This is a genomic window from Paenibacillus sp. P4_A7, assembly GCF_056402455.1.
The window spans coordinates 1-12,421 of the sequence record NZ_JBFUHJ010000048.1; the positions used below are offsets into that span (position 1 = coordinate 1).

Below are 12,421 nucleotides of genomic sequence, written 5' to 3' on the forward strand. Positions count from 1 at the left end.
ATCCTATTGGTTTCCAATTCAAAAAAAGTTCGATTTGTTATTTCTGTTGAAAATATGTACAAAATCTACTATAATGTAGATTGATTTTATTTGTATTTGGAAAGGAATTTTACGATGAGCGAAAACAACAATTACCGTGTTTTATTGTATTATAAATTTGTAGAAATCCCAGATGCAGAGCTGTTCGCCGCTGAACATCTTGCATACTGTAAAGAATTAAACGTGAAGGGCCGCATTCTAATTGCCACTGAAGGAATTAACGGAACACTATCCGGTACATTTGAACAAACAGAGCAATATATGAACGACCTTCGTGCGAATCCATTATTTTCAGATATCGTATTTAAAGTAGATGATGCTGAAGGTCATGCTTTCAAAAAAATATTTGTACGATTTAAGAAAGAGCTAGTAACACTGCGTTACGAGAAGCCTCTTGATCCAAACACACTTAGCGGGACACGTCTCTCCCCAAAAGAGTTTCATGAGTACTTGCAAAGAGAAGATGTTATTGTTTTGGATGGCCGCAGTGACTATGAATATGATCTTGGTCATTTCCGCAACGCTATTAAGCCAACACTTGAAACCTTCAAAGAATTTCCGGAATGGCTTCGAGACAATATGCAGGAATTTAAGGACAGACCGATCCTTACGTATTGTACAGGCGGTATCCGTTGCGAGAAGCTTACGGGTGTAATGTTAAGTGAAGGATTTAATAATGTGTATCAGCTTGAAGGCGGAATCGTCACCTACGGTAAGGACGAAGATGTACAAGGCAAGCTGTTTGACGGAAAATGCTACGTTTTTGACGAGCGTACTTCCGTTACCATTAACCATACTGACGAAGCTACAGTCGTAGGTAAATGCCATCACTGCGCTGAGCCTGCTGATATTTATATCAATTGCGCTGATGATTCGTGCCATCTCCAGCATATCGTTTGTAAGGAATGTGAAGAAAAGCATGATAGCTTCTGCTCGGCAGAATGCGAAGAGCATGTTCTCAACTTAACCTAGAAAAACGTAAAAGAGGTAGATCTCCCTAATGGAAGATCTACCTCTTTTTATGCTTTTCTAAATGATGGGGAATTGTTTGTTCTGACCTGATTTAATGATTGCTTCTTCCAAGTAGGATCGGTACAAAGGTTCATCCGGTACTTTAGCTGCTAATGCTTCGTAGTAATTTGCCACCCTCTGATAATAATAAGGGTTTACATCCGGCGCTGTAATGAGCCCCTCCGGCTTCCAACGATAGGTTTCAATGCGATAAGCATCTGCTTTATCATGTGTCCACAGCGCAAGCTCACAAACACCGTCCCTGCCATTTAAACCGGGCATATCTTCAATTTCAATTCGACTATATAACGTACCCTCTTCCATTAATCGGTGAAAGCCCTGGTGCGACCATTCGAAAATATCAAGCTCCGCAACGTTCCAGTCCGCTTGCCAACCAACAATAAGGTTTAGTTGATTAGGCCTTACTATTGGAGCTGCCCAAAAATCTCTTATCCCTATCCCTTTGCCCTTCATTTCAAAAATACGATACCAATTATTCCCGCTTCGCTTCAGCGTCAAAATATAAGGCTCGCCTTCCAGGCAATAAGCTGTCGTAATTTCTCGATCAGAATCACCATCCACGTCTGCAATCAGAATCGCTGGCTGACTGACAGGTCTATTCAGCTCAATGATCTCCGCATTAGGGGGAAGGAAATTACGCACGATAGACTCATACTCTACAAAGTTGCTCATCATCATCCCTCTTTTCCAATTAAGCTTCAGAAAAATGTATGTGAAAAACTTACTGAAAAGAACTAATTTCATTTTAGTTTGGGAACTCTATATCTGTAGAAGGTGTAAGTCCATTCTAAAACAAGGAGGAATTGAAATGGCTCGCAACAAAAACCGATCCGTCCCTCAAAAAAACGAAGCCTATGTGACAAGCTCTAAGCAAGCGGAAAATAATCTTGCAGCTTCGACTAATGAAAACCGTAACCAGAAAGGGCATATCCCGAATAGCCCTTCTACAGGATAAACATCAGTTCTCTTCAGAACATAAAAAAAGGACGGTGCGCAACATATAGCTCTGCGCACCGTCCTTCCTTTCTTATAAGGTGTTCCAACGATGCCTGAATTTCTCTAATCTCGGGTGTAAGTTTAATGGCTGCGAAGTCAAGATCAGCCTAATTTTCACAATCCATTCTTCAAAGGAAGAATAAGAAGCAAACATATTCGCAGTCTCACCCGTTACATATAAAAAATAGGGTGAAGGATACTTATCTTGGAAATGACGCAAAGCAGAATCGATCGGTGTATATTTCTTCCGTTTTCCTTCTAATCGTTCAACAATGACGTTTGCCCCACCTTTTTCACGCTTCCATTCATGAAGTCTATCCTCACGTTTAAAGTAAGCACTGACTGGAATTTTCGTCATTCGTCTGACGGTCTCATCATGTAAAGGATAAAGGACAAGCTTAGCAAATGATCGCTCCGCAGCTACTTTAGCTGCGAGCTCCAGATCCTCATCCGTAGTATCCTCAAAGGAATCATAATAAATGAGCGTACCCTTTAGCTCCTCCTTCGGTGGTTCATAGCCAAACGGTACCTTGTTAATATTTGTACTCATGGGCTTAGCCTCCTATGGTTTGTCAGTAGACCCCTCCTCTATATTATCGCCAAATTCAGTTAAACCATTTATAGCTTTTTATAATCGCTCTTCATTATTTTTTTGACCAAGCCTGCCCACTTATTATTTGAAGGGCAGTACTTCTTTGCTACTTTATCTATAGTTTTAAGGCCCTTTCCTACATAGCTCTTTGAGAGGAGCTGTCCRAACTTCAAGACACTGTCACTCTTCGTTTTAAAGCTAAAGGCCCTATTATGTTCATCRCCATCAATCGCATTCAGTCCAAATAGATTATTTTTGTTTTTAGCAAGCTTGCTCTTACCATTGCCACTTTCTAGCTTCATTACTGCGATGGTGAAATATGCATTTATTCCATATTCTTCTTCGATTTCAAGAATGGCTTCCTCTAGGTCATAATCAGCAAGTGCAGTACCTTCAAATATTTGAGCAATATGTTCTACTGTTAATCCTGAATCAGATGCTACAACTGATGTTGGTTGACTAGGAACTGACTCTTCCTCATGATCATTCGTTTCTGGATCATTTATCTTTTGCACTTCCATTATTTTTGTATTCATTTGCTTGGGTATAACGTTATGTATTTCGTTCACCTTTTTTTTGCTTTCGCTAAAGGATTGTATAGTCACTCGTGACTTAACAGCTTTATGATCAACCAGCTTAGCATATCCGCCGTGGATATAACCTCCGTCCTTCAATTGCAGCCAGCCATTTTCTGTAATCGTTAAAATCTCAATTTGGTCACCTTGCTTAATGGTCTTTAGAATCTTGGACTTTGCATTTGATCCTTCACGAATATTGAGGTAATAGGCAGTAACTTCGTACGTATCAAGAGGTGGTTCAGCTGCTATTATATCTGCTTTGGTCTCAGTAACAGGCACAGGTGCCGGCTCGAGTACTGGCTCAGTCTTTATTTCCAAGGTTTGTGGAAGTGCAGTTTCCGTGATCGGCATGGGAGCGATGGTCTGGACAAACGGGAGTTCTTTCGGAGCAGATATTTGTAAACTTTCGGTCCATTTACTACCTGGCACCAAATTATCCTTCACATCTTTGTCGGTAACGGTTTTAAATTGCAGCCCTAAAGTAAAGAGTACGGCTAAACTTAACACATATACGAACATTTTTTGGCTCGTTTTTTTTCGCATGGCTATACCTCTTTCCATCGTTTTTTTGGTGAAACCAATTGACAACCGAGGTTATTAGACAAACTTTATTGGAAAACAATCCAGTGGGACGGTCTGTGTTGAGTATATGATGGTTAGTCTCATGTCAGAAGAGTTTTTGTCCTTTTTAAAAGTGAGAGATTACTCATTTAAAATAAAAAACTTCCCTCGTCTGAGGGAAGCCTTAGATTTATGTAGATTAATTAGATTTAATTCCTGATGCATGAGCGGCAATGATACGATCCATTTGCTTGTTCCAGGCTTCATCTTCGGTGCAGCGCTCAGGATGTGATTCAAACCAGGCGATAGTACGTTTAATGCCTTCGCTAAATGACAAATTTGCTTGGAAGTCTGGAACCGCTCTTTTTATTTTAGTATTATCAAAAACGCTGCTTACCGCTTTATCTCCTAGCAAACCGCCTTCAAGCTCTGGATCATGTGATATGAGAAAATCGGACGAAATATGGACGAGCTTTGCTTGCACGCCAGCTGCAGCACCAATCGCTTCATATATTTGATTCCATGTGAGCACTTCGTCAGAAGTGATATGATAGGCTTCTCCTATTGCCTCTGACTTGCCTAGAAGACCAACAAAACCTTTTGCAAAATCAGTGTTATGAGTCATTGTCCAAAGAGATGAACCGTCACCATGTACAATAATAGGAAGGCCTTTCCTCATACGTGATACGATTGACCAAGGATGCTGCCAGCTATTTAGAGCTGCCGGGATCATGGTGTCCCCATAAGTGAAAGAAGGTCTTACTATCGTAACCGGGAATCCAGAGACCGCTTGCTCTGCAACCAACAGCTGCTCACAAGCTATTTTATCACGTGAATATTGCCAATACTGATTTTCTAGCGGTGTGCCCTCTTCTGTTATCACATAGTGTAGTGGAGGCTTCTGATAAGCAGATGCGGAGCTTATGAAAATATACTGCTTCGTTCTCCCGCGAAATAGTTCAATATCGGCTTGAACATGCTCAGGAGTAAATGCAATCCAATCAACAACTACATCAAACTCTTGCCCCGCAAGCGCAGCAGCAGCTCCTTCGGGATCGCGAATGTCTCCCGTTATCACTTTAGCACCTTCAGGAACAAAATCATCTCTCTTACCACGGTTGAACAAATAAAGCTCAAAACCTCTTTGTAACGTAAGGGAGGATACCGCTTCACTTATCAAGCCAGTGCCTCCGATAAACAATACCTTCATCTTCACATCGCTCCTAACTGCATTCTCTGCTTTACGAATCTCCTGCACTACTACAACTTTGCTGAGATGGCTTCGATTCTTCTTATTCTACTCTACTTTCCCCTTATCCTTCAGTGTATCAATTAAAATATCAAGCTTTTCTATGATACGTTCATCGTTATCAAGCTTCTTCTTAAGACTTCCTGAAATATTGATTACAGCCAAAACAATAATTACATAACTAATAATAAACACAGCAGCAGCCATGAAATCTCCTCATTTCTTAAAAAAGTAAACTCTCCCAAAGGATACTCTTATAGATCTTTATTAATATAAAAAGGTCGTAAAACTTTGTTTGAAAGTTTGATTGTATAATGTACATTCAATCACTTTATAATCCATATTTATATAGGTTTGAATGGAAATGATACAGTCAAATAAAAAGGAGCTGCTCAATTTTATGCAACTCCTCTCTTTTACTATTGGTATTACAAAGATAAATTAAGTTTTAGCATGCGATAGTTATTCTTTATGTAATTAACACCCGAATATAGAGTTAGAATTAGTGCTATGTACATCAGTATTTGATCGATTCGGAAATCTGTGATAATGCTAATTGATCGATTATTTAGCAAAACGGCTGCAATAGCAATAACTTGAAATACCATTTTGATTTTGCCAAACTGATCCGCTTGCAAAGCGATTTTTTGAGACGAGGCTACGATTCTAATTCCAGTAATTATAATTTCTCTAGCTATAATAGCAAATGCAATCCAAGAATAAATTAACTGCTGGCTTACCATTAAGATCAACGCTGCTGAGATGAGTAATTTATCAGCTAATGGGTCTAATAGCTTTCCCAAATTCGTAATCTGATTGTATTTTCTTGCAATATGTCCATCTAACTTATCAGTGACTGAGGCAAGTATAAATACTGCTGATGCGTAGTAAATTCCAAAGGATTCTACGTGTTGGATGATCACTGATTTTTTGATTAACCATTCAGGATATATCGGGAATAGTAAGATGAAAATGGGGATTAATAATATTCTTGCAAAAGTTAACTTATTGGCTAAATTCATATGATGCCTCCTTAACAGTATTTCAACCATTGTACCATATAATGGTTGAACCGAAGGCTGCTTATGTTTAATTTCTCAATAATTAACGTTTTCTTACATTACCTCATGTGTTGGTGTGCCTTGATGAAAGAACATTTGCCATCTTCCATCACTCAACTTCCAAATTGAACTGCGCAAAGTATGTTGCATCTTAACTTCATTGAAAATGCGGTAAGTGGTTAACACGGTTTCTTCTGACAATGGATATATTTCAAATTGATCTAGGGTCATTTGTACAATACCTATTCCCGCTCCTCCAATACCATCACTTTTACGCCAAACGTTCCCTGAGCTTCCAAACTCAAAAAAATCGTCAGCAAGTAGTTTCAATAATTCTACTTGAGATGTTCGAGTTTCTGGGAGTAACAACTTCTTTTCTAGTTCCAGCAATTGCTCTTTCAACGAAGATTTATTATCCATATTTCAACACCTCATTCAGGAATTCAATACTAATTTATTCATTGCCACGGGGTATGAATACCCTCCACTTCATCAAATCCACTACTTATTGCTCCATAAATGACATCTCTGATCCCGTTATATGATAGCCTTCCTCATCATGGGTAATAACTCTTATATAGTTACTGTTTGCATCAATGATCCATACCGTGTCCTTATCAATTTGAATGGTAGAAATCTGCTGAGGTGTTGGATATCCAGGTATTCCATGAACATTTACTGATCGTGTACTTTGATTATTGAGGGAAGTTATTAAATGATTTACTCCCCAGATGGTTAGAATCGTAAACCAAATCATTATGATAAGTGCAAATATTTTATTATTTGTCATATCACTCTCTCCTAATATATTAGCCTTGTATAAATCATTCATCAGCTAACGAAATTTTAACAATGATTGCCCATCTAACCTTTTTCAACATTTCAGGCGTCAAATCTACTGTTTGCATTCCATTTTGGTCTGAAGCTTGCATTCCCCATACTGCAATTTCTTCATTTTCAGAGAAACTTTGACCTTCATTACTAAGTACGATTGGCATGCTTGATACTAATTTAGTGTTTGCTTCTATTTGAAAATCAGTGCTGGTTGTTGAGCCTCCGTTATTTATAAAAGCGGACGATACTGTAAAATGAGTCTTTTTCACATTAGATGTTTCTTGTTGTTTTTTTACTGAAATGATAAATTCACCGTCAAAAACATAATCGCCGCTTTTCAAAACTTGATTTAATGAACCAATTGATTGACCCGTTTCTATCTTCTCTCCATTCTCCCATACCTCAAACTTAGCTCTAATCGACTTTTTATCCCCTTTATAATTCAATTTAATACCACCCGACATTAATCCAAGAAAGGACTGGAATTTCTTTGAGTCGCCAGTGAATAAATCAAAAGGTTTCACTTTCAGAGTGCCCTCATTCTTAGAGTCCGATTTAGAACATGCGGTAATTGCAGCAGCAAGAACGCAAAGACAACAAATCAATATCATTCTTCTCATTTTACATTTTCTCCTTACCAGTAAGAATTTCGAGTGTGGTTTAGAATAACGGAAAATCAAATTGTCTAGTCTTTTGGTTTTTCGGTAGGTGAGAGCTTATAGCTAAATTCAGAAGTCGAATTATCTACAAACCATCTATGCCTAAGCTTAAGAATATCTCCATCACGCTCGATTACTTGAAGTCCGTCCCATTGATCAAAGACCGTGTTTGATGGTTCCATCGTTCGGTAGATTTCTATCTTTTCTTCATCCAAAAATTCATCAGCTAATCGTGTCACTTTATTCGTTTGTCGATCGATCAGCGTCAACCATCCCGTGTCATGCGGTCTAACAACAAGATAGGACTCATCATAATACTCCACTTGAAAAGAGGCATCTTCATACCCGGTAATAGCTTGCAAGTCATGTTTTGCTAATGTTTTACCTGCTTTGTCTACTTCATATAAGGTTGTTCCATTCATCAGTAGAGCATTTTTGTTTTTAGACCAATCTATATTTCGAATAGGATGAAGTCCATGATAATACACTTTCGATTCAAAAGTTATTTGACCGTTTACTAGTATGATCTTAAAAATGTTATCATTTATGTGCGGTTCCCCGAAATTATCTTGAATAATTAACAAGTCTACACTTGATGACATCGAATCGATAGTCAAAGTAGCGATCTCAATTATTTTTGCATTTGTAATCGTAACAAACTTTGCTGCATCTGCATGAGTAGAAACATGTAGTTCTCCGCTTTTACGATTCAACCAATAGCTTTTTCACCCTTCTCTGCATATAAGTACTGGTTTTTAAAGGTTAGATTAACACGACGTTCTTTCGCTATCCAATCTACTTGCGCTCCAAGCGCCTCAGTCACGAACCGAACAGGAACGTATACAACACCATTTTTATTCTTCGGGATAGCCGCCATCGTGTACTCTTTTCCATTTACTATGGCATACTTACTACCGAGCTTCATTTCGATATGAGTCGTAGGACTATTGATAATAATATGTTTCCCTTCAGAAATCCAAGTTGTTTTACCATTCATTAAAGCTCCGGTTTCCCTCAAAGGCAAGTAAACTGTTCCCTTTTCGAGGAGTGGAGGGTTCTGAAATTCTTCTGTACGGTATTCATTGGTTGTTACAATAATCGGTTTAGTCGCTGCGCTTGCTTCCTTCGTTAAAGAAGACCCTCCTAAAGTGAAAATTACCATAGCTAAACTTGCCACAAATACAAACTTAAGTCGTTTCATTCTTAACCTCCAATTTCTTTTATCCACATAATCCTAAATTTGTTTTCTTGGCATTTATTTAAAGTTAGTTCTCAATCATAACCGCCTTTTGCCTTTGGCATAAGAAGATATGCCTCTTTACTCTCAACTATTTTTTGAATGTATTTTCTTAGCTCCAATAATTGCTTCGCATCACTCGTTGGCTCACAATACTTATCTGACCAAGAAAATGTTTTTGTTTGACCATTTATAAGAAGCTCCCAACTATCTTCACTAAAAGGTTTTCGACTACAATTGTTGTTAGATGGTACTAAATCTTTTGCTCCCATTATGTTTACTTCTCTCATTTCCTCATAAATACTGCGCATCTCATCCTTAGTAAAAATGATTTCTGTAGTTGCTGTTCCATTCATTATTAAATCCTTTGTAAAAGTATTCTGAAAGGTATTAATTTCATTTTTGTTAACCTCTCCGTATCCAAAACGAACACTGAAACTGAAAACACTAGGCATTTCTTCAGGCATCTTGTTTTCTAGTGCTTTTTCACAACCAGTCATTATTAAAAGGAATATTAAAATCAAAAAGCTATTTCTACTCATCAAGTCACCCCCAATTATTCATTATTGCGTCCACTCCATCATATGCAATCGTTTCTTTGTTACATTAAGCACTGCAACACAGAAACTGCCGTCATCCTTTGCTTTGTAGAAATATAAATCACCTTTCCCATACTCAATGGAATTATTTAGATATATTTTTTCATACTTTTCTTTTTCATCTGAATAGATATCTAACGTCATTTTTTTGAATCGTGATACTCTACCATTAACGAGACTTATTGAATTTTCATCTATTGGTTGCCAAAAATTTTGGTTTTTGAGTACATTTATTTGCTTATCCCTGTACTCCAAAATGAAGAATCCTTCTCCATCACCATTGAAGCTTGGCGGACTTTCAATAACTACCTTCAGTTCTGCTGGCTTAGGGATGGTTATTCCCCAATTCTTTTCCCACACTTCGTAGTAAGTATCATATTGGGCATACGCCAGATAGCCTATTCCGATTATTATTGCAAGGATGACAACGCTACCTATCGTAACTGTTCTCTTTTGCATGATTGAGTTTCTTCCCCCTAACTCATATTCTTGCTAATACGTAAATTATACTAAATTCATACTAAAACTTCCCAATTAATAAAGACGGAAACGAATGACATTTGTTGCACTTCGTATGATAAACGAAAAGAGGACCTCCAAGTGAGAGGTCCTCTTCGTATTCAATATGTCAAAAACTCAACCTATTGTTAGTGATTGCCGTGGCTTTGGTTTTCAGATGTGCCACCACTTGGTTCTTTGTTACCGGATTGTACGCCACTAGGTCCTTGATTACCAGATTGCCCGCCAGGACCTTGATTTTCCGATCTAGCGCCGCCTCGGCCTTGGTTACCAGATTGGTTACCACCATGACTTTTGTTCTCCGATTGACCGCCGATTCTTCCACCATGACCTTGATTTTCGGATTTACCACCGCCATGACCTCGATGTTCCATTTGGCCACCACCATAGCCTTTGTTTTCGCCGCCACCAGCTCCGCCGCCTGCACCACCACCAGCTCCGCCGCCTGCACCACCACCAGCTCCGCCGCCTGCGCCACCACCAGCTCCGCCGCCTGCACCACCACCAGCTCCTGCGTTACCTTTTGCTTTTACTTTCGATTTCACTTGACTCTTCGCTCCTGTTTTTAGCGTAGAGTACGAATATGAAATTGACTTAAGTGTGTTCGCATCTACCGCGCCAGTCACTGGCAAGGAATTTTTCTACTGGTAATATTTAACTCCTCGAATTGTCTTAGGACCATATGAACCATCGATCGGTCCAGCATAGCTGCCTAAAGATTTCAACATGCCTTGAATGACGTATACATCCGGTCCTTTTGCTCCCTTGCCAACAGCAAGCGCCATATGCGGTAGACTCATCATCAACATTAATGCAAGAAATACTGCACCTATGTACCTTGCAGCAAGCCAGCTTTTCTTGACGCTTTTCTCGCGCGTATCAGTTGCCCCTTTGTTCTTTTGCATGCAAAATACACCTTCCTTTTTGTATATTTTTTAAATTACCACTTTACTATCCCCAAAATTTCTTTTTTATTACTTTTTTGGACCCAAAAAATGATAGGATTTATTTTCCAGAAACTCCTAGCTTGTAGTCAATTAAAAACAGCTGACACCAATGCTCCATCGGTGTCAGCTGTTCTTCTTCACAGTAATTATAGTATCCAATTATACCCGCTTGGCCATAAAAATATCTGGCTTACCAATCACAATACCTTACACTCTATCCATCATTATGTGACCATGCCCTAATTCAATCTCAATAAAGCCTGCCATTGAACGCAGTTGAAATTCGACATTACTGTTACTCCCTACTACCAATATATTCCGAATGTCCGCCGCATCCTCCCCTTGTAACGCAAACGCTTTTGTGTAAACAAACGTTTCTCTAAGAGTGGAATATATGGCGTTAATTAGCCTGTCATTATTTGGTCTTCCCATTAGGTTCATTATAATTGAACCAGTTGAACGAAGCTTTTCTTTCGTCATGTCAAAAAACTCTAACGTTGTTAAATGATACGGAGTACCCTCTTTGTTAAAAGCGTCCAATATGATGTAATCAAAGCTGTTAGGCTCTTCATTATCTAATATTTGGCGCCCATCCCCGATCACAACATTGTCCCTGTCATAGTCAAAAAAAATTCTACTTAGCTCAACTACCTTCTCATCAATTTCCGCCACTATAAAATTCTTGTCAGGGTAATGTCCGGCTATCGTCCCAACACCATGCCCTATAACAAACACCTTTTCGAACGAAGGTGCATTGCATTCCATTAAATGTATGATAGCTCTCGGATATTCTAACACGACACGTTTAGGATCTCTCAGGTCTATTGCGCCCTGTATAGCATCATCCGAAAACTGTAGAAACCGATACTTCCCTATCACTCCGTATAACTGTGCAGAATCATAAACGGTAATAACTTGCCCCTGGCTTAACTCCTGTGCTAGTTGATACAAATAGACGATCTCCTTCTATGTAAGGTGATTCCCGCAAGATCAAGAAGGACAGCTATTTGGCTGCCCCTCTATTATGTTGTTTATGATTGGCATGTCCCGCTATAATTAATTAATGACATAAATCTTTAACCATCTTAACATGTGGTATGTTTTCTTCTAGAAAGACAGTTGAGGCTACTTCATAGCCCAGCTTTTCATAAAAAGCAGCAGCTTGTACTTGACCGTGCAGCTTCGCTTTTGTAGCCCCTTTTTCGCTAGCAATAGCTTCAAGCTCATTCATAATGGCCTTGCCAAGACTATGTTTACGATACGCCGATAAGACGCAAACCCGCTCTAGCTTCGCCATATCATCCATTATCCGAACTCTACCCGTTCCAACCGCTTCATTGTCAAAATATACGAGAACATGGTCTGCGATGTCATCATACTCATCCAACTCCACTTCCTCATCAACCCCTTGTTCTTCGACGAATACCGCCTTACGAATTCGGAATGCTTCTTCTAATTGTGCCTCATTTTTTATACGTTCTGTTTGCATCATGCCACTTTCCTTCCATTAAAAGCTTC

Annotated in this window: 19 protein-coding genes; 2 read left to right on the forward strand and 17 right to left on the reverse strand. The window is 39.0% G+C overall.

The window, feature by feature from the left end; genetic code table 11:
- Positions 1-114: 114 nt before the first annotated feature.
- Entirely contained in the window at positions 115-1,011 is an 897-nt protein-coding gene (gene trhO / locus AC1DWN_RS09595) for an oxygen-dependent tRNA uridine(34) hydroxylase TrhO (RefSeq protein ID WP_477558675.1), read from the forward strand.
- Positions 1,012-1,068: 57 nt separating this feature from the next.
- Here the strand turns inward: trhO and AC1DWN_RS09600 are convergent, their stop codons facing one another.
- Positions 1,069-1,749, reverse strand: coding sequence for a hypothetical protein (locus AC1DWN_RS09600; protein ID WP_477558676.1), 681 nt, complete (start codon positions 1,747-1,749; stop codon positions 1,069-1,071).
- A gap of 130 nt (positions 1,750-1,879) precedes the next feature.
- Here AC1DWN_RS09600 and AC1DWN_RS09605 point away from each other — a divergent pair, with 130 nt between their 5' ends.
- Positions 1,880-2,026, forward strand: coding sequence for a hypothetical protein (locus tag AC1DWN_RS09605; RefSeq protein ID WP_477558677.1), 147 nt, complete (start codon positions 1,880-1,882; stop codon positions 2,024-2,026).
- Between the two features lie 72 nt (positions 2,027-2,098).
- Here the strand turns inward: AC1DWN_RS09605 and AC1DWN_RS09610 are convergent, their stop codons facing one another.
- The 16 genes from AC1DWN_RS09610 to AC1DWN_RS09685 form a co-directional block, all read right to left on the reverse strand.
- Complete coding sequence (locus tag AC1DWN_RS09610) at positions 2,099-2,617, reverse strand: hypothetical protein (RefSeq protein WP_477558678.1); 519 nt, start codon at positions 2,615-2,617, stop codon at positions 2,099-2,101.
- Positions 2,618-2,685: 68 nt separating this feature from the next.
- The gene (locus AC1DWN_RS09615; RefSeq protein WP_477558679.1) at positions 2,686-3,798 is read right to left on the reverse strand and encodes a glucosaminidase domain-containing protein; all 1,113 of its coding nucleotides are present in this window, start codon (positions 3,796-3,798) and stop codon (positions 2,686-2,688) included.
- 199 nt (positions 3,799-3,997) lie between these two features.
- On the reverse strand, positions 3,998-5,008 hold the full coding sequence (locus AC1DWN_RS09620; protein ID WP_477558680.1) for an SDR family oxidoreductase: 1,011 nt from the start codon (positions 5,006-5,008) through the stop codon (positions 3,998-4,000).
- An 87-nt stretch (positions 5,009-5,095) separates the two neighbouring features.
- On the reverse strand, positions 5,096-5,254 hold the full coding sequence (locus AC1DWN_RS09625) for a hypothetical protein (protein ID WP_477558681.1): 159 nt from the start codon (positions 5,252-5,254) through the stop codon (positions 5,096-5,098).
- 221 nt (positions 5,255-5,475) lie between these two features.
- Positions 5,476-6,069 (reverse strand): CDP-diacylglycerol--glycerol-3-phosphate 3-phosphatidyltransferase, encoded by a 594-nt coding sequence (gene pgsA / locus AC1DWN_RS09630; RefSeq protein ID WP_477558682.1) that lies wholly within the window; start codon positions 6,067-6,069, stop codon positions 5,476-5,478.
- 93 nt (positions 6,070-6,162) lie between these two features.
- Positions 6,163-6,528 carry a nuclear transport factor 2 family protein gene (locus tag AC1DWN_RS09635; RefSeq protein WP_477558683.1) on the reverse strand — a complete coding sequence of 122 codons (366 nt, stop codon included), beginning with the start codon at positions 6,526-6,528 and terminating at the stop codon, positions 6,163-6,165.
- 85 nt (positions 6,529-6,613) lie between these two features.
- Positions 6,614-6,898: a hypothetical protein gene (locus tag AC1DWN_RS09640; RefSeq protein WP_477558684.1), complete on the reverse strand. Its 285-nt coding sequence runs from the start codon at positions 6,896-6,898 to the stop codon at positions 6,614-6,616.
- Positions 6,899-6,932: 34 nt separating this feature from the next.
- On the reverse strand, positions 6,933-7,562 hold the full coding sequence (locus AC1DWN_RS09645; protein ID WP_477558685.1) for a hypothetical protein: 630 nt from the start codon (positions 7,560-7,562) through the stop codon (positions 6,933-6,935).
- A gap of 65 nt (positions 7,563-7,627) precedes the next feature.
- Positions 7,628-8,314: a hypothetical protein gene (locus AC1DWN_RS09650; RefSeq protein ID WP_477558686.1), complete on the reverse strand. Its 687-nt coding sequence runs from the start codon at positions 8,312-8,314 to the stop codon at positions 7,628-7,630.
- The gene (locus tag AC1DWN_RS09655; RefSeq protein ID WP_477558687.1) at positions 8,311-8,802 is read right to left on the reverse strand and encodes a copper amine oxidase N-terminal domain-containing protein; all 492 of its coding nucleotides are present in this window, start codon (positions 8,800-8,802) and stop codon (positions 8,311-8,313) included. The genes AC1DWN_RS09650 and AC1DWN_RS09655 overlap by 4 nt, the downstream gene beginning before the upstream one ends.
- A gap of 71 nt (positions 8,803-8,873) precedes the next feature.
- The gene (locus AC1DWN_RS09660; RefSeq protein WP_477558688.1) at positions 8,874-9,380 is read right to left on the reverse strand and encodes a hypothetical protein; all 507 of its coding nucleotides are present in this window, start codon (positions 9,378-9,380) and stop codon (positions 8,874-8,876) included.
- A gap of 21 nt (positions 9,381-9,401) precedes the next feature.
- Positions 9,402-9,896, reverse strand: coding sequence for a hypothetical protein (locus AC1DWN_RS09665; protein WP_477558689.1), 495 nt, complete (start codon positions 9,894-9,896; stop codon positions 9,402-9,404).
- Positions 9,897-10,084: 188 nt separating this feature from the next.
- On the reverse strand, positions 10,085-10,501 hold the full coding sequence (locus AC1DWN_RS09670; protein WP_477558690.1) for a hypothetical protein: 417 nt from the start codon (positions 10,499-10,501) through the stop codon (positions 10,085-10,087).
- 96 nt (positions 10,502-10,597) lie between these two features.
- The gene (locus AC1DWN_RS09675; RefSeq protein ID WP_477558691.1) at positions 10,598-10,861 is read right to left on the reverse strand and encodes a peptidoglycan-binding domain-containing protein; all 264 of its coding nucleotides are present in this window, start codon (positions 10,859-10,861) and stop codon (positions 10,598-10,600) included.
- A 249-nt stretch (positions 10,862-11,110) separates the two neighbouring features.
- Positions 11,111-11,854: a spermidine synthase gene (locus tag AC1DWN_RS09680; RefSeq protein ID WP_477558692.1), complete on the reverse strand. Its 744-nt coding sequence runs from the start codon at positions 11,852-11,854 to the stop codon at positions 11,111-11,113.
- Positions 11,855-11,963: 109 nt separating this feature from the next.
- Entirely contained in the window at positions 11,964-12,392 is a 429-nt protein-coding gene (locus tag AC1DWN_RS09685; RefSeq protein WP_477558705.1) for a GNAT family N-acetyltransferase, read from the reverse strand.
- Between the last annotated feature and the right edge of the window lie 29 nt (positions 12,393-12,421).